15 protein-coding genes are annotated in these 17321 nt (G+C 65.6%); 2 read left to right on the top strand and 13 right to left on the bottom strand.

Features of this window, described 5'->3' with window-relative positions; all coding sequences use genetic code 11:
• Window positions 1-6 precede the first annotated feature (6 nt).
• From Q9316_RS15760 to paaX, 8 genes are all read right to left on the bottom strand, one after another.
• A complete protein-coding gene (locus Q9316_RS15760; RefSeq protein WP_306032522.1) occupies window positions 7-762 on the bottom strand; it encodes a Phenylacetic acid catabolic protein in 756 nt (251 codons plus the stop codon).
• 11 nt (window positions 763-773) lie between these two features.
• The gene (gene paaE, locus Q9316_RS15765; protein WP_306032523.1) at window positions 774-1850 is read right to left on the bottom strand and encodes a 1,2-phenylacetyl-CoA epoxidase subunit PaaE; all 1077 of its coding nucleotides are present in this window, start codon (window positions 1848-1850) and stop codon (window positions 774-776) included.
• An 85-nt stretch (window positions 1851-1935) separates the two neighbouring features.
• A complete protein-coding gene (gene paaD / locus Q9316_RS15770; protein ID WP_306032524.1) occupies window positions 1936-2460 on the bottom strand; it encodes a 1,2-phenylacetyl-CoA epoxidase subunit PaaD in 525 nt (174 codons plus the stop codon).
• Window positions 2461-2469: 9 nt separating this feature from the next.
• A complete protein-coding gene (gene paaC / locus Q9316_RS15775) occupies window positions 2470-3252 on the bottom strand; it encodes a 1,2-phenylacetyl-CoA epoxidase subunit PaaC (protein ID WP_306035331.1) in 783 nt (260 codons plus the stop codon).
• Window positions 3252-3536, bottom strand: a complete 285-nt coding sequence (paaB, locus tag Q9316_RS15780) for a 1,2-phenylacetyl-CoA epoxidase subunit PaaB (protein ID WP_306032525.1) — start codon at window positions 3534-3536, stop codon at window positions 3252-3254. The genes paaC and paaB overlap by 1 nt, the downstream gene beginning before the upstream one ends.
• Before the next feature lie 18 nt (window positions 3537-3554).
• Entirely contained in the window at window positions 3555-4559 is a 1005-nt protein-coding gene (paaA, locus tag Q9316_RS15785) for a 1,2-phenylacetyl-CoA epoxidase subunit PaaA (protein ID WP_306032526.1), read from the bottom strand.
• Between the two features lie 25 nt (window positions 4560-4584).
• Entirely contained in the window at window positions 4585-5790 is a 1206-nt protein-coding gene (gene pcaF, locus Q9316_RS15790; protein ID WP_306032527.1) for a 3-oxoadipyl-CoA thiolase, read from the bottom strand.
• Between the two features lie 182 nt (window positions 5791-5972).
• Window positions 5973-6866: a phenylacetic acid degradation operon negative regulatory protein PaaX gene (gene paaX, locus Q9316_RS15795; protein ID WP_306032528.1), complete on the bottom strand. Its 894-nt coding sequence runs from the start codon at window positions 6864-6866 to the stop codon at window positions 5973-5975.
• A gap of 208 nt (window positions 6867-7074) precedes the next feature.
• On the opposite strand from paaX, the gene Q9316_RS15800 reads away from it, so the two are divergent.
• Entirely contained in the window at window positions 7075-9738 is a 2664-nt protein-coding gene (locus Q9316_RS15800; RefSeq protein ID WP_306032529.1) for a bifunctional diguanylate cyclase/phosphodiesterase, read from the top strand.
• Here Q9316_RS15800 and Q9316_RS15805 read toward each other — a convergent pair.
• Genes Q9316_RS15805 through Q9316_RS15825 form a run of 5 tightly spaced genes read right to left on the bottom strand, consistent with a single transcriptional unit; the run spans window position 9716 to window position 16197 of the window.
• On the bottom strand, window positions 9716-10855 hold the full coding sequence (locus Q9316_RS15805) for a gluconeogenesis factor YvcK family protein (RefSeq protein ID WP_306032530.1): 1140 nt from the start codon (window positions 10853-10855) through the stop codon (window positions 9716-9718). The genes Q9316_RS15800 and Q9316_RS15805 overlap by 23 nt on opposite strands.
• Before the next feature lie 21 nt (window positions 10856-10876).
• Entirely contained in the window at window positions 10877-12493 is a 1617-nt protein-coding gene (locus Q9316_RS15810) for an ABC transporter ATP-binding protein (protein ID WP_306032531.1), read from the bottom strand.
• A gap of 1 nt (window position 12494) precedes the next feature.
• Window positions 12495-13625 (bottom strand): ABC transporter permease, encoded by a 1131-nt coding sequence (locus tag Q9316_RS15815; RefSeq protein WP_306032532.1) that lies wholly within the window; start codon window positions 13623-13625, stop codon window positions 12495-12497.
• Window positions 13618-14541: an oligopeptide ABC transporter permease OppB gene (oppB, locus tag Q9316_RS15820; RefSeq protein ID WP_306032533.1), complete on the bottom strand. Its 924-nt coding sequence runs from the start codon at window positions 14539-14541 to the stop codon at window positions 13618-13620. Before oppB ends, Q9316_RS15815 begins: the two co-directional genes overlap by 8 nt.
• A gap of 60 nt (window positions 14542-14601) precedes the next feature.
• Window positions 14602-16197, bottom strand: a complete 1596-nt coding sequence (locus tag Q9316_RS15825; RefSeq protein WP_306032534.1) for a peptide ABC transporter substrate-binding protein — start codon at window positions 16195-16197, stop codon at window positions 14602-14604.
• Between the two features lie 281 nt (window positions 16198-16478).
• Between Q9316_RS15825 and Q9316_RS15830 the strand changes: the two genes are divergently transcribed.
• The gene (locus Q9316_RS15830; protein ID WP_306032535.1) at window positions 16479-17252 is read left to right on the top strand and encodes an amino acid ABC transporter substrate-binding protein; all 774 of its coding nucleotides are present in this window, start codon (window positions 16479-16481) and stop codon (window positions 17250-17252) included.
• Window positions 17253-17321 lie beyond the last annotated feature (69 nt).

A 17321-nucleotide genomic window follows, 5' to 3' on the forward strand; every position in this document is an offset into this window, starting at 1 on the left:
CTTCTGTCAGTTCAGGTTCAGCGCAGCAAGCTGCGCATCGACCTCCGCCCGCCATTCGGCAAGCAGCTTCTCGTTGGGCGTATGCCGCAGGCCGAAACGCGACAGCGTCTCGAAGCGCGCCGAGCCGGAATGGCCGAAGCTCGCGGCAACGCGGGGATACCAGTAGGCGACGGAGGCTTTCGCCCCGGCGCGGCCGTCCGCACCGTCGACGGCCTGCACGAGACCGGCGAGGCCAAGCTCGGCATGGCGCGTCTCGCGCGGCAGGATGGCGCGGAAGACCTCGGCGAGCGGCTGGTAGGAGACGCGCGACAGTTCCTTGAGCTGCACGATGCTCGCCTGGCCCATCAGCACGTTCATGACGACGGCGTCCACCCAGCCTTCCAGCGGATAATGAAAGACGGAAAGGCGCATGTCGCCGCCCTGCCGCGCCGCGCCGATATCCGCCCCGCGGGCGAGCCGCTCGGCCCAGGGATGGTGCACGGCATAGCGCCCTCCATCGGCGCCGAATGTTTCCATGACCTTCAGCACCTTGCCGGCATGGTCGGCCTTTTCCAGCACGATGCGGGCGGCGGAGATGCGCTCCTGGATGCCCGGCGCATCGTTGATCGTATCGGCAAAGCCGGCGGAACCGGCCAGCTCGCTGTCGACGAAGCTCGCCATCAGGCGCAACAGCTCGCCGCGATAGCGCGGCGGCACATTGGCCGGCGACGAGAGAACGCCGCCCTGGGCCAGATAATCCTCGATCGGCATCGTATCCGACATGGCAGTTCCCCCTACTGGTCGTAGCTGACGACGATGCGGTCGGTGAGCGGGTAGCACTGGCAGGTCAGCACATAGCCCTGGCGCACCTCGTAATCCTCGAGCGCATGGTTGGTCTCCATCTCGACCTCGCCTTCGAGAACCTTGGCGCGGCAGGTGGAACAGACGCCGGCCTTGCAGGCGTAGGGCGCGTCCATGGCGTTTTCGAGCGCGGCATCGAGCAGGCTCCGACCCTGCTTCGGGAACTTGAACGTGCGCGTGGCGCCATCGAGCGTGACGGTCGCCTCGCAGGCGGCATCGTGGTCCGCGCCGTTCGCCTGCTCCACCTTGCGCCTGATACGGCCGGGCTGCGAGGAGGCGAAGAGCTCGAACTTGATCTGGTCGTCGCGAAGCCCGTGCTCGCGCAGCGCCGCGGCGATCGCCAGCATCATCGGCTCCGGGCCGCAGATGAAGGCGGTGGCGATCGACCCGATGTCGATCCAGCTCCTGAAGAGCGCCGCGCATTTCTCGCCGTCGACGCGGCCGGTGAAGAGATCGATGTCCTGCGCCTCGCTCTCCAGCACATGCAGCACGGAGAGGCGGCCGAGATAGAGGTTCTTCAGGTCCTCCAGCTCCTCGCGGAACATGATCGAGCTGATCTGCCGGTTGGCATAGACCAGCGTGAAGCGGGAGCGCGGCTCGCGCGACAGCACGGTCTTGATGATCGAGAGCACCGGCGTGATGCCGCTGCCGCCGGCAAAGCCGAGATAGTGCTTGCCGACCTCCGGCTCCAGCGCCGTGAAGAAGGCGCCCATCGGCGGCATGGCCTCCAGCATGTCGCCCGGCTTCAGGTTCTCGTTGACCCAGGTGGAGAAGCAGCCGCCGTCGACGCGCTTGATGCCGACCTTCAGCACGCCCTCGTCCTTGCCGGCGCAGATCGAATAGGACCGGCGCAGCTCCTCGTCCTCGAACTTGCGGCGGAAGGTCAGGTACTGGCCCTGCGTGAAGTCGAAGACGGCGCGGTCCTCGTCGGACGGCCGCAGCGTGACCACGACCGCATCGCGCGTCTCGCGGCGAACGTCGGTCACGGTCAGGGGATGAAAACGTGCCATGCGCGGGCCCTTTCCATAGAGCAATTCCAGCAAAAGTGCTTGAGCGTCTTGCGTCCGGAATTGCGTAAAAACAAAGCTCTCGTAGTCAGATGCACTTGAAGTAATCGAACGGTTCCAGGCAGTCGGTGCAGCGATAGCTCGCCTTGCAGGGCGTCGAGCCGAACTGGCTGATCTTCTCGGTGTTCGCCGATCCGCAGCGCGGACAGGCGATCGTCAGGTTCGAACGGCCCGAAAGCCGGTCGATGCGTTTCATCAGCACGCCGTCGGCCGCCGTGCCGTCGATCGGCGGAGCGATGCCGTAGTCGCGAAGCTTCTCCCGGCCCTCGGCGCTGATCCAGTCCGTCGTCCAGGCGGGCGAGAGCCGCCTCTCCAGCCGCACATTGGAAAGGCCCTTCTCCGTCAGCGCCGTCTCGATATCGAGATTGATCACCGTCGTCGCGGGACAGCCCGAATAGGTCGGCGTCACCGTCACCACCAGCGTATCGTCCCGCCATTCGACATCGCGGATGATGCCGAGGTCGGTGAGCGAGATGACCGGGATTTCCGGGTCCGGCACCTCGGACAGCCAGTGCCAGACCTCATCGACCGAGGGACGGAGCGCCGGATCCATCACCGCCTCCTACCAGGTGGCGCCCGGATAGGCGCGCTGGAGGAACTGCATCTCGGACAGGATGAAGCCGAGATGCTCGGTGTGCACGCCGCGCCGGCCGCCCTTGTGCATGTAGCCGTCGGCCGGCTTCTTCAGCGTGCCCTCGTCAAACGTGTCGGCAACGATCTCGTCCCAGTCGGCCTTGAGGCTCCGCGGGGCGGGAATGGCGCCGGCCTCGACCAGTTCGGCATCCAGGGCGTCGCCCATGAACATCTCGCCGGTATAGGGCCAGAGGTCGTCCAGCGCCGCCTGCATGCGGCGATGGCTTTCCGCCGTGCCGTCGCCGAGGCGGATGACGAGGTCGCGGCTGCGGTCGAGATGATAGGAGGCCTCCTTGAAGGCCTTTTCCGCGATATCGGCGATGCGCGTGTCCGACGAGCCCTTCAGCGCCTTGAGGAGCAGGTAGTGCCAGGCGTCAAACAGGAACTGCCGCATCAGCGTCTTGCCAAAATCACCGTTCGGGCGCTCAACGAGGAGGATGTTGCGGAATTCGTAGCCGTCGCGCAGATAGGCGAGGTCGTCCGCCGAGCGGCCCTTACCTTCCACTTCGCCGGCAAGGCCGAGCCAGAGCTGGGTCTGGCCGATCAGGTCGAGCGCGGTGTTGGCGAGCGCGATATCCTCCTCCAGCGCCGGCGCATGGCCGCACCATTCGGAAACGCGGTGGCCGAGGATCAGCGCATTGTCGCCGATGCGCAGCAGGAATTCGAAGAGCGCGGCCTGACGGGCCGCCGGATCGAGCGCCGCGGTCGCCATCACATATGCCCCACTTCGTCCGGAATGTCGAAGAAGGTCGGATGCCGGTAGACCTTGGAGTCCGACGGGTCGAACAGCGGTCCCTTCTCCGAGGGCGCGCTCGCGGTGATCTCGGCCGACTTCACCACCCAGATGCTGACGCCCTCGTTGCGGCGCGTGTAGACGTCGCGGGCATTGTTGATGGCCATCTCGGCGTCGGGCGCGTGCAGGCTGCCGACATGGCGGTGGTTGAGGCCGTGCTGGCCCCGAATGAAGACTTCCCAAAGCGGCCATTCGCTGGACATGGTTCTCTCTCCCAAAACTTATTCGGCCGCGACCTTTGCGGCGGCGCGGCGATCTTCGGCCTTTTGCGCATGGGCGGTGAGCCCGTCACGGAACCAGGCGCCGTCGTCCCAAGCCTTCTTGCGGGCGTCGAGACGCTCCGCATTGCAGGGACCGTTGCCGGCGATCACGTTGAAGAACTCTTCCCAGTCCGGTTCGCCGAAATCGTAGCCGCCCTTCTCCTCGTTCCACTTGAGGTCCGGGTCCGGCACGGTGAGGCCGAGATACGTCGCCTGCGGCACGGTCTGGTCGACGAATTTCTGGCGCAGCTCGTCGTTGGAATTCTGCTTGATCTTCCAGGCCATCGACTGGGCCGAATGCACGGAGGCGTCGTCCGAGGGGCCGAACATCATCAGCGACGGCCACCACCAGCGGTTCAGCGCGTCCTGCACCATGGCCTTCTGCGCCGGCGTGCCCTTCACCATCTTCATCAGCGCGTCGTAGCCCTGGCGCTGGTGGAAGCTCTCTTCCTTGCAGATGCGCACCATGGCCCGCGCATAGGGGCCGTAGGAACAGCGCTGCAGCGGGACCTGGTTCATGATGGCCGCGCCGTCGACCAGCCAGCCGATCGCGCCGATGTCGGCCCAGGTCAGCGTCGGGTAGTTGAAGATCGAGGAATACTTCGCCTTGCCGGAATGAAGCTGCTCGTACATCTCGTCGCGGCTGACCCCGAGCGTTTCGGCGGCGCAGTAGAGATAGAGGCCATGGCCCGCCTCGTCCTGCACCTTGGCGAGCAGGATCGCCTTGCGCTCCAGCGTCGGCGCGCGGGTGATCCAGTTGCCCTCCGGGAGCTGGCCGACGATCTCCGAATGGGCGTGCTGGCTGATCTGGCGCACCAGCGTCTTGCGGTAGCCCTCCGGCATCCATTCCTTCGGCTCGATCTTCTGGCCGGCATCGACGCGCTCCTGGAAGGCGCGCTCGACGGGATCCATCTCGTCGAGGGAGCGGACGCGGGCGGCATCGGTCTTCACCATCTGGGCATACATGGTCTTTCCTCCTGTTTCCGGCGCGTCAAACGCGTTCGAGAATGATGGCGATGCCCTGGCCGACGCCGATGCACATCGTGCAGAGTGCGTAGCGACCGCCCTGGCGATGGAGCTGGTAGGCGGCCGTTGTCACCAGGCGGGCGCCGCTCATGCCGAGCGGATGGCCGATGGCGATGGCGCCGCCGTTCGGGTTCACATGCGGGGCATCGTCCGGCAGGCCGAGATCGCGCAGAACAGCGAGCGCCTGCGAAGCGAAGGCCTCGTTGAGCTCGATGACGTCCATCTGGCCGAGCGAAAGACCGGCGCGCTCCAGCACGCGGCGCGCGGCCGGCGCAGGGCCGATGCCCATGACGCGCGGCTCGACGCCCGCCGCCGCCATTGCGACGATGCGCGCCTTCGGCGTCAGGCCCTGCGCTTTGGCAACGGCCTCGTTGGCGATGAGCAAGGCAGCCGCGCCGTCATTGACGCCCGAGGCGTTGCCGGCGGTGACGGAAAGGTCGGGGCCGTTCACGCCCTTGAGCCGGCCGAGCTGCTCGGCGGTAGTGCCGGGACGGGGATGCTCGTCGGTATCCACGACGAGCGGATCGCCCTTCTTCTGCGGCACATGGACGGGCACGATCTCGTCCGCGAAGACGCTGGCCTCGTGCGCAGCGGCCCAGCGGGTCTGGCTGCGGGCGGCGAAGGCATCCTGGTCCTGCCGGCTGACGGCGAAGTCGGCGGCGACATTGTCGGCCGTCTCCGGCATGGAATCGACGCCGAAGGCCTTCTTCATCTTCGGATTGACGAAGCGCCAACCGATCGTCGTGTCGTAGACGGCATTGGCGCGGGAAAAGGCGCTCTCGGCCTTCGGCATGACGAAGGGCGCGCGGCTCATGCTCTCGACGCCGCCGGCAATGACGAAATCGCAGTCGCCGGCGCGGATGGCGCGGGCCGCCATGCCGACGGCGTCCATGCCGGAGCCACAGAGGCGGTTGACGGTGGTGGCAGGAATGGAAACGGGAAGCCCGGAGAGCAGCACGGCCATGCGGCCGACATTGCGGTTGTCCTCGCCGGCCTGGTTGGCGCAGCCATAGATGAGATCGTCCACCTTCGACCAGTCGACACCGGGATTGCGCGCCATCAGCCCGGCAAGCGGCACGGCGGCAAGGTCATCGGCACGCACCGAGGACAGCAGCCCGCCATAACGGCCGATGGGCGTGCGAACGGCATCGCAGATAAAGGCTTCGGACACGCGGTTTCCTCCCTGGCACCCAAGGCCGGTCGCCCATCCGGAAAGATTGACCGACCGATCGGTTATCTATTTACCATTCAACATGTCACAAATCAATGATAATTTTTACAAATTCTGTGACGTTTTATGTCGGCACCATTTATCATAGCACCAAGAGGGCGTTTTCCGCGTAAAAAGTGGGCTCAGGCCGGATCGCGCAGCAACGAAAGGCGGCGGAGCGTCGCCTCGCTCGCTTCCGGCAGTCTGCCATCCGCCGTCACGAAACTGCGCGCGACATGCAGGTCTGCCTCCGGCGAAAGACGCAGATAGAGATCCGTGAAGAGCCGGCGCGCTTGCTCGCCCGGCCAGTCCCCCGGCAGCGCGGCAAGCGGCAGGCGCGGATCGCGCAGCACGACGAGACGATACTGGTGCACGAGCACCAGCCGCGCAACGAGGCTGTCGGCTGCGGTGAGCCTTATGCCGCCGGCGAGCAGGCCGGCAAGCCGGCCGAACCGGTCAAGGAAGCCGCGATAGGCATCGGCATGCAGGGCAAGGTTCCAGTGATCCGCGGCGAAGGCGCCGAGGTCCTGCCCGCCGCTCAGCACCTCTGCCTTGAAGACCACGGCAGGCTGCCGGAAGCTCGGCAGCGACCGGACACCCACGGCGAGCCTTGGACCGAGCCTTGCATGGCCGGCACGCTCGAGGACCTGCATCGCCTCGTCCGGCGCCGGGCCGGTCAACTGGACGAAGTGCCAGTCCGCCGCCTCCGGCGGACCGAACAGCAGCCGCGCGGCGGCGGCGAATTCGGCGCGGGCGGGCGCGGCGAGGCGGTAGAAGCTGCGGCGCCCCTCGCGCTCGCCGGCAAGCTGGCCTGCGGCGACGAGGCGGGAGACGGCGGTGCGCACCAGGGTCTCGCTGATGCCGACGGCGGCGCAGGTCTCGATGAGGTTGCCGGTCCACACGACGCCGCCGCGCGGCTCCACCACGTCGCCATAGATGGTGACGATGAAGCCTGCCGCCTTCAGCGGGCTTTCCTCGACGATCGCCCGCAGCAGCGCGCCGAATGCGCTTTCCGCCCTATCGCTTTCCGCCGGCAAACCCGCTCCCTCCGTGGTTTCGATCCGCGCGGAGGAGTAGCCCGAATGGGCCGCGACGGGAAGCCCCAGGGCCGGCGGTATCGCTGTCACCTTCCAGAACAGGCCATCGCCTCGTCAGCAAATATTAAGCTGCGTCTGCCATCGTCCGTCGACGATCGCCCCGGGCGTACGGCCCAGGACGCGTAGATGCGCAAACGAACGGAACGCGATGAACGACCGGAATGCCCCACTATCCTTCCGGGGGCTGGGATACTACATCCCCGCCATCGTCGTCGCGTTTGCCGTCCTGATCGCCGCCTTTCTCGCCGACGTGCAGAAGCGCCGGCTGGAGACGGAATACCTGCGCTCCTTCACCACGGAACAACTCGGCCTGCTGCGCGCACGCCTGCAGGGCAACATCCTCAGCGACATCAAGCTGGTGCAGGGCCTCGTCGCGACATTCTCAACCGAACCGGACATGTCGCCGGAGCGTTTCGCCGACCTGTCCCGCCGTATTTTCCGCGAGGGAACGCAACTGCGTAATCTCGCCATCGCGCCGGATTTCGTCGTCACCCTCGTCTATCCGCTGAAGGGCAACGAACGCAGCCTCGGCCTCGACTATCACAAGAACGTACAGCAGCGCGCCGCCGCCATGCAGGTCAAGCAGCACGACCGGCTGATCGTCACCGGCCCGGTGAATCTCGTGCAGGGCGGGCGCGCCCTCATCGCGCGCTATCCGATCCATACCGGCAAGGACAACGCCTTCTTCGGCATCGCCTCCGCGGTGATCGACCTCGACAAGCTGCTCGCCAGCAGCGGCTTCGACGAGGACATGCGCATCGCCGTCTCGATTTCCAGCCGGGCGCATGAGGGTGGCGAGGCGAAGGGTTTCTTCCGCACCACTGCCGCGGTCGATGCCGACCCGGTGGTGATGTCCCTCGACATCGGCCATGAGATCTGGACCATGTCGGCCGCGCCGGTGAAGGGCTGGCACCAGCCTTCCGCCGATCTCGGCCTCTTTCGCGGCGGCCTTGCGCTGCTCGCCCTCATCATCGTCGCGCCGATGTTCTGGGTCGGTTACCTCACGAAGGACCGCCACCGCCATATCCTTGCCTTGCAGGATCGCGAGGAGCGACTGGAAACCGTCTCGCAGCGCCTCCAGCTCGCGCTCGACGCCTCCAAGGTCGGCGTATGGGAATACGACTCCGAAACCCGGCACCTCTCCTGGGACGCGCGCATGCGCGTCCTCTACGACGTGCCGCCGACGCAGCCGGTTTGCGGCTATGAGGATTGGCGCCGCGGGCTGCATCCCGATGATCTCGAAGAGGCCGAGCGCGTCTTCGCCACCGCCATCGAGACGGAAAAACCATACATCACCGCGTTCCGCGTGCTGCGGCACGACGGCAGCATCCGCCATATCCGCGCGCACGGCATGACCTACCGCGCCTCCTCCGGCGCCAAGCGCATCGTCGGCGCCAACTGGGACGTGACGGAGGACATCCAGCTTCAGGCCGAGCTGCTGCAGGCCAAGCTGACGGCCGAGGCGCAGAACCGCGCGCTGGAGGAAGCCCGCCGCGTCATGGAGCACAATTCGCTGCACGATGCGCTGACGCGCCTGCCGAACCGCCGCTTCCTCGACCAGCAGCTCGCCCTTGCCAGCGACGACGGGCGGGCGCTGACGCTGCTTCATATCGACCTCGACCGCTTCAAGGACATCAACGACACGCTCGGCCATGCCGCCGGCGACGAGGTGCTGAAACAGGCGGCCGCCGTGCTGCGCGCCCATGTTCCGGCGGAGGACTTCATCGCCCGCATCGGCGGCGACGAATTCGTGCTCCTGTCGCGCCGCGATCCGGCGGCGGCCGACTTCCCGACGCTATCGGCGCGCCTCATCGAGGCAATCAGCGCGCCGATGGCGATCGAGGGCCACGACTGTCGCATCGGCGCGAGCATCGGCATTGCGACGCGCCACGACGCGGAGGAATCCGCCGAGCAGCTTCTCGTCAACGCCGATATCGCGCTCTACGAGGCCAAGCGCCGAGGCCGCAACCGGGTCGAGGCCTTCAACGACGAGCTGCGCCTTCGCACCGTGGAGATCAAGCGTCTCAGCGACGATATCCTGCGCGGCCTCGAACGGGGCGAGTTCCACCCCTTCTTCCAGCCGCAGTTCGATGCGGAGACGCTGGAGATCGTCGGCGTCGAGGCGCTTGCCCGCTGGGCGCATCCGACGCGCGGCTTCATCCCGCCGGACGTTTTCCTGCCGGTCGCCGAAAGCCTCAACGTCGTCGCGCAGATCGACGAGGCCATCCTCGACCAGGCGCTTTTCCAGACCATTCGCTGGGAAGGCCAGGGCCTCGATATCCCGCGCGTCTCGGTCAACGTCTCCTGCCAGCGCCTGCGCGACGAGAACCTCATCGAGAAGCTGAAGGCGATGAACATCCGGCCCGGCGCACTCACCTTCGAGCTTCTGGAATCGATCTCCTTCGACGCCGCCGACGACGGACTGAAACAGGCGATCGAGGAGATCAAAGCGCTCGGCATCGATATCGAGATCGACGATTTCGGCAGCGGCCACGCCTCCATCGTCAGCCTGCTCGAACTGTCGCCCAAGCGGCTGAAGATCGACCGGCGGCTGGTGCTGCCATTGCTGGAATCCACCGCACAGCAGAGCCTCGTCCATTCGATCATCGATATCGGCAAGGTCCGCGGCATCGAGACGGTCGCCGAGGGCGTCGAGACGCTTGCGCATGCCGAGCTGCTGCGCAGCCTCGGTTGCGACGCCCTGCAGGGCTATGCGCTCGCGCGGCCGATGCCGGCGGACGACTTCCTCGCCTTCGCCAAGGCACGCGAATGGATGCCGGCGGCAAGACCTACGACGGCAAGAGCGAGCTGAGCACGTCGGCGACGGCCTCGCCGTCATGGTGGCCGCGCTGCCACGGATCCTCGAATTCGCCGATCACCGCCTCCGCGCCGATCCGCGCGCAAGCCTCCTCCAGTTGCCCGGTGCCGAGATAGGCGAAGGCCCCGACGGTCTTCTCGAAGGGCAGGAGCTGGCGGTTCGCCAGCACATGCGTGAAGGGCCGCACATCCGCGCCGCCGCGCGCGCGCCACAGGCCGGCGGCAATATCCAGCATGCGCCCCATGTCCAGCCCGCGGGTCTCCCGGCATTGCAGGATGTTGCCGATGAAGATGCGGCGGGCGCGCACGTTGCGCGCGATCGCCGGCACGATATCCTCGACGAGGAAATGCGGCAGGATGCTGGTGAAGAAGCTGCCCGGGCCGAAGACGATGGCATCGGCGCTTTCAAGGCTTTCGAGCACCGCCTCGTTCGCCGCCACCCTCTCGCCGCCGGCCGCAAGGGCGATCTCGCGGATGCCGACCTTGCCCTCCCCCTCCGCGAGCGCCGTCACCCGGTGCTGGCCGGCGACGGGCGTCCCGTCGTTGAGGACGGCCGAGAGATCCACGCCATCGGCCGTCGTCGAGGGCCAGACATGGCCGGCCACGTCGCAGAGCTTGCGGAAGACGAAGATGGCGGTGTTGATGTCGCTGTTATGGGCGAGATGCGCGCCGGTGAGGATGAAATTGCCGATGCTGCCGTTGCGGAAATCGAAATCCGCGGCAATGCCGGCCCGGAAGGTGCGCAGGTAATTGAGGATCGCGCCGCGCAGGCCCGGCTCCATCCGCTCCAGAAGCGGATGGCGACCTTCGGCATAGAGCGCGAATTCCGTGCGGGCATCGGCCTCGGCGCCGCTGGTCAGGCGCGCATTGCACACCTTCACCACGTCGCCCGCCCGGCCCTCGCCATGGGCCATGGTCATCAGCGCCTGGCGGATGTCGCCGACGGCGAGCACCCCGAGGCTTTCGCGGATCACCTTCGAGCTGCCGCCGCTATCCCAGGCCGGCACGATGCGCGTCAGCCGCACCGGCTTCGTACACAGCGCCAGATTGGTCGAGCGGCACGCCGTGCCGCCCGAAAAGAGTACGATATGCGGCAACCGGTCTGCGGCCATCCGTTCCCCGTCCTTCGCGGTCTACGGCGCGATGTTGTAGGCCGCGCCGATCAGCGTCTTGGTATAGGCTTCCCGGGGCGCGCTGAAAATGGCATCCGTCGGGCCTTCCTCGACGATCTTGCCGTCCTTCATCACCACGACATAATCGGACATGGCCCGCACCACCGACAGATCGTGGCTGATGAAGACATAGGAGAGACCGTAGCGGGACTGGAGATCGCGCAAAAGCTCGATCACCTGGCCCTGCACGGACCGGTCGAGCGCCGACGTCGGCTCGTCGAGGATCACCGCCTGCGGTTTCAGGATCATCGCCCGGGCGATGGCGATGCGCTGGCGCTGGCCGCCGGAGAATTCGTGCGGATAGCGGTTGCGCGCGGCCGGATCGAGCCCGACCTCCTTCAGCGCCTCGATCGCCCGCTTGTCACGCTCGGCGCGCGAAAGCTGCGGTTCGTGCACATAGAGACCTTCGGTGATGATCTCGCCCACCGTCTGGCGCGGCGAGAGCGAGCCGTAGGGATCCTGGAAGACGACCTGCATGCTGCGCCGGAGCGGCCGCATGCCGGTGCGGTCGAGACCGGAAATATCCGTCTTGCCGAAGCGATAGGCGCCCTCGCTGGAAATGAGCCGCAACAGCGCCCGGCCGAGCGTCGACTTGCCCGAGCCCGATTCCCCCACGATTCCGATCGTCTGGCCCTCATGCAGGCTGATGCTGACATTGTCGACGGCGCGGAAGGTCGAGGCGCGCTTCTTGAGGAGGCCACCGTCGATCTTGTAATCGACGACCACATTGCGGCCTTCGAGGATGATCGGCGCGTCGTCCGCCGGCGCGGCCTTGCGGCCGTGCGGCTCCGCCTCGATCAGCATGCGCGTGTAATCGGCCTTCGGGTTCTCGAAGATCTCCGCCGTCGCGCCCTGCTCCACTACCTCGCCGCGCCGCATGACGACGACCCGCTCGGCGAAATGCCGGACTATGCCGAGGTCGTGCGTGATCAGCACGATCGCCATGTCGAACCGCTTCTGCAGGTCTCGCAGCAGCTTGAGTATCTGCGCCTGGATGGTCACGTCGAGCGCCGTCGTCGGCTCGTCGGCGATCAGGATGTCCGGCTCGTTGGCGAGCGCCATGGCGATCATTACGCGCTGGCGCTGACCGCCGGACATTTCGTGCGGATAGCTGTTGATGCGGCGGTCCGGATCGGGAATACCGACGAGCTTGAGGAGTTCCAGCACGCGCGGGCGGGCGGCCTTCCGCGTACCGCCGCGGTGATGCACGATCACCTCGGCGATCTGCTTGCCGATAGGATACAGCGGATCGAGCGAGGTCATCGGCTCCTGGAAGATCATCGTGATCTTCGCGCCGCGGATCTCGTTGAGCGCCTTCGGCGGAAGCCCGACCATCTCCTGGCCGCGATATTTCGCCGAGCCGGTGACCGTACCGTTCGCGGCGAGCAGGCCCATGATGCCCATCATGGTCTGGCTCTTGCCGGAACCGGATTCGCCCACCACCGCCAGCGTCTCGCCGGGGCGGACATCGAGGTCGATGCCCTTGACCGCGTTGACCTGACCGTCCGGCGTCGTGAAGGAGACCTTCAGGTCCCGGACGGCAAGGATCGGCTCCATGGTCTTTTTCGTCTCTTCCATATCAGCGATCCTTCGGGTCGAATGCGTCGCGCAGGCCGTCGCCGACGAAGTTCAGCGAGAAGAGCGTGACGACGAAGAAGATGGCGGGGAAGATGAGCAGCCATGGCGCCGACTGGATGTTGTTGGCGCCTTCCGCGATCAGCGATCCCCAGCTCGTCAGCGGCGCCTGGACGCCGAGGCCGAGGAAGGAGAGGAAGCTTTCGAGCAGGATCACCTTCGGCACGATGACCGTCACGAAGATGACGACGGGCCCGATCGTGTTGGGGATGACGTGCCGGCGGATGATCTGCCAATCCGTCAGGCCCAACGCTTCCGCCGCCCCGATGAATTCCCGCCGCTTCAGCGACAGCGTCTGGCCGCGCACGATGCGGGCCATGTCGAGCCATTCCACCGCGCCGATGACGATGAAGATCAAGACGAAGCTGCGCCCGAAGAAGACGACGAGCACCACCACGAGGAAGACGAAGGGCAGCGAATAGAGGATTTCGACGAAGCGCATCATGACGTTGTCAACGCGCCCGCCCATATAGCCCGAGATGGCGCCGTAGACGACGCCGATGCCGAGCGAGACGAGGCTGGCCAGCAGCCCGACGGCGATCGAGATCTGCCCGCCGAGCATAACGCGCGCCATGAGGTCGCGGCCGTTGGTATCCGTGCCGAACAGGAAATATTCCCGGTCGACGATGCCGGTAAGCGTGAGCTTGCGGCCCTCGTCCTCGGTCGTGACGACCTCCGTCTTGTCGAACTCGTTGGCCCGGTCGAAGTAGCGCGTCGTGCGCGGGTCGATCGGCTCCTTCGCCGTGACGATGGCGGTGAAGGCCTCGCCTTCGACGGAGAAGGATTGCAACTCGACGCGCGCCCGCGACGCGACACCCTTCATCGCGTCTTCCAGCGCGTCCTCGCCCGGTCGCGGCTCGAGGCTCGGCGGGCTGGTCACGTAGGAAGAGAACACCTGGTCGTAGCTGTGGCTGATGAAGAACGGCCCGAGGAAGGCGAAGCAGGCGATCAGCACCAGCATGACGCTGCCGGCCATGGCCGGTCGGTTGCGGCGGAAGCGCATGACGGCGAGCTGGAAGAGGCTGCGCCCCTTCACCTCGCTCGTCGGAGCGGAAGAGACCACGGCATCAGTCATGGCGAACCCTCGGATCGAGCAGGCCATAGAGAATGTCGACCAGCAGGTTGAACACGATGACGAAGATGGCAATCAGCACGACCGTGCCCATGACGAGCGTATAATCGCGGTTGATCGCGCCGAGCACGAAATAGCGCCCGACGCCTGGAATGGTGAAGATCGTCTCGACCACGGCCGAGCCCGTCAGGAGGGCCGCCGCGCAGGGCGCGAGATAGGAGACGATCGGCAGCATGGCGCCGCGCATGGCATGCACCACGACCACCGATTTCGCCGGCAGGCCATAGGCCCGCGCGGTGCGGATATGGTCGGTGCGCAGCGCCTCGATCATCGAGCCGCGCGTCAGGCGCGCGAAGACGGCGAGCTGCGGCAGCGCGAGCGCGATCATCGGCAGGATGAGGAAGCGCAGCGACCCGTCGCCCCATCCGCCGGCCGGCAGCCAGGCAAGCACGATGGCGAAGATCAGCGTCAGGACGGGGCCGACGACGAAATTGGGCACCGTCACGCCGATGGTCGCGACCGACATGACCGCGAAATCGAGCGCGCTGTTTTGGCGGAGCGCGGCGATCGTGCCGACGGTGACGCCGCCGACCAGCGCAAGCAGCAGCGCGTAGAAGCCGAGTTCCATCGAATAGGGCAGGCCCTTGCCGATGAGTTCGGCGACCGTATTGTCCTTGTAGATGTAGCTCGGACCGAAATCGCCGCTGACCGCATTGCCCATATAGGTGAGATATTGTCGCCAGAGCGGCTGATCGAGCTGGTAGGCCCGCATCAGGTTTTCCATCGTGGCGGGCGGAAGAGGGCGTTCGAGGTTGAACGGCCCGCCGGGCGCAAAGCGCATGAGGAAGAAGGAGATTGTGACGACGATGAATAGCGTCGGCACGGCGCTGGCGAGGCGCCGTAGAACGAAAGCAAGCATGACCTGGACTCCCCAGATACGCGGAAGCGCGGCCTCGAGAGGCCGCGCACCGACGCCGGATTATTCCGAAACGCTGAGGAAACGGCTCAGGTGCTGGTTGGCCGCATTGTCATGCCAGCCCTGAACCTTGGCCGAAACGAGCCAAAGGTCGGCCTGCGTGAGGAACGGCGCGATCGGCTGTTCCTTCATGAGCAGGGCTTCGGCCTCGTGCAGAACCTTGGCGCGCGCCGCCGGGTCACGCTCCTCGTACGACTTCTTCATCAGGGCGTCGTAGTCGGCGTTCTTGAACTGGCCGTAGTTGAAGGTCTTGTTGCCGCTCGTGCTGAGCGCCAGGAAGTTTTCGGCATCCGCGTAGTCGGCGACCCAGCCGGCGCGCGCCACGTTGAACTTGCCGCCTTCCTGCAGGTAGGCGTAGTGCGAGGACACGTCGAGGTTGACCATCGAGACTTCGGCGCCGAACGTGTTCTTCCACATGTCGGCCACCGCCGTCGCCACGCGCTCATGGTTCGGGTTGGTGTTGTAGCGGATCTCGATCTTCAGCGGCTTGCCGTCCTCGCCGTAGCCGGCTTCCTTCATCAGCTTGAGCGCTTCGTCCTCACGGTCGAGCTGGGAGAGCGCGCCGAAATCGGCCATCGCCGGCTCATAGCCCTCCATGCCGGGGGGCACCATGGAATAGGCCGGAAGCTGGGAACCGGAGTAGATTTCCTTGGCCAGGAAGTCGCGGTCGACGGCCATGGAGAGCGCGCGGCGCACGCGCACGTCGCTATAGGGCTCCTGGCGCGTATCGAAGGCATAATAGTAGGTCGCCAGCGTCGGCGAGACGTGGACCTCCTCGCCATAGCTCTTCTTCAGGCGGTCGATCTGGTCGGCCGAGAAGTTGTAGACGAGGTCCATTTCCTTCGCCTCGAAGCGGCGGACGGAGGCGGCCTGGTCGTCGATCGGGTAGAAGATCACCTTGTCGAGCTTGACGTTGGCCGCATCCCAGTATTCCGCGTTCTTCTCGACGACGAGGTTGTCGTTCGGCACATGGCTGACAAGCTTGAAGGCGCCGTTGGACACCATCGTACCGGGCTTGACGAAGTCCGCGCCGTTCTTCTCGACGCTGGCCTTGGAAACCGGCAGCGCCGTCTGGTGCGCGAGCAGTTCAAGGAAGAAGGGGGTCGGGCGCTCGAGCGTCACTTCCAGCGTCTTGGCATCGACGGCCTTGAGGCCGAGCTGGTCGAGGCCGACCTCGCCCTTGTTGGCCTTTTCGGCGTTCTTGATCGGATAGAGGATATTGGCGTAGCCCGCCGCGGTCTTCGGGTCCTCGACGCGCGTAAAGGAGAAGACGAAGTCTTCCGCCGTTACTGGGGACCCGTCGGACCACTTCGCGTTCTCGCGAAGCTTGAACGTATAGACCGTGCCGTCGTCCGAGACGGTCCAGCTTTCTGCCGCGCCGGGCACGATCTTGCCGGCGGCGTCATAGATCGTCAGGCCCTCGTAGAGGTCCTTCAGGATGAATTCCTCGATGTTGATGGAGGTGTGGGCCTGGTCGAGCGTCTGCGGTTCGCCGGCATTGCCGCGGTGAAGCACCGCTTCGGCGAGGGCCGGGCTTGCGCCCAGGAGGATCGCACCGGCCAGGAGTGCTGCACGAAAGCCAATCAGTCTGTTTGCCATTTTTTATCTTCCTTCCCCGTTTGTTTTTTTGGGTGCCACATCAATTGTCCCTGTTTTGTCGCTTGGCAAGACCCTAGAAACAGGAAATGCACAGCGTTCGCTCAACCTGCGCACGCCCCGCCAGACCGGCCGAAACGCGACTTCCGGCGTCTATCTGCGGCAGAAAATGAGAAAAATATTTGCGTTTGCCTAAACAAATCGCAGTTTTCTGCCCATCGTTTTGCACCGAATTCTGCGATTGATCGCCCATCGAATACTTGAGCCAGAAACGGAGTCCCAAGATGAACTGGTTGAAGACCCTCGCCGCCGCCGCGGCCCTCCAGGTTGCTGTCCTCGCCCCGGCCCATGCCGGCGAAAACCTCGACGCCGTCAAGGCTGCCGGCGCGCTGAAGATCGGCACCGAAGGCACCTACGCCCCCTTCACCTACCATGACACCGACGGCAAGCTGGTCGGCTTCGACGTCGAGATCGGCGAGGCGATCGCCAAGAAGCTCGGCGTCAAGGCCGAGTTCCTGGAAGGCAAGTGGGACGGCCTGATCGCCGGCCTCGACGCAAACCGCTACGACGCCGTGATCAACCAGGTCGGCATCACCGACGCGCGCAAGCAGAAATACGACTTCTCGGAGCCCTACATCGCCTCCAAGGCCGTGCTGATCGTGCGCGCCGACGACGACAGCATCAAGGGTTTCGCCGACCTCAAGGGCAAGAAGTCCGCCCAGTCACTGACCAGCAACTTCGGCAAGCTCGCCGAAGGCGCCGGCGCCGAACTCGTCGGCACCGACGGCTTCGACCAGTCGATCCAGCTCGTCCTGACCGGCCGCGCCGACGCCACGATCAACGACAGCCTGTCCTTCCTCGACTTCAAGAAGCACAAGCCCGATGCCAACGTGAAGATCGCCGCCGAACAGGCCGATGCGGACTATTCCGGCGTCATCATCCGCAAGGGCGAACCGGAGCTGCTGGAAGCGATCAACAAGGCGCTGGCCGACATCAAGGCCGACGGCACCTACCAGGCGATCTCCGACAAGTATTTCGGCCAGGACGTTTCCAAGTAAGGCTTGCAGGGACCGCTTCGCGGCGGCCCATTCCTCGCATATAGATAGATCGACACGCTGGCCGGGGAT

The organism is Shinella zoogloeoides (assembly GCF_030733845.1).
Taxonomy (GTDB): Bacteria; Pseudomonadota; Alphaproteobacteria; order Rhizobiales; family Rhizobiaceae; genus Shinella; species Shinella zoogloeoides_C.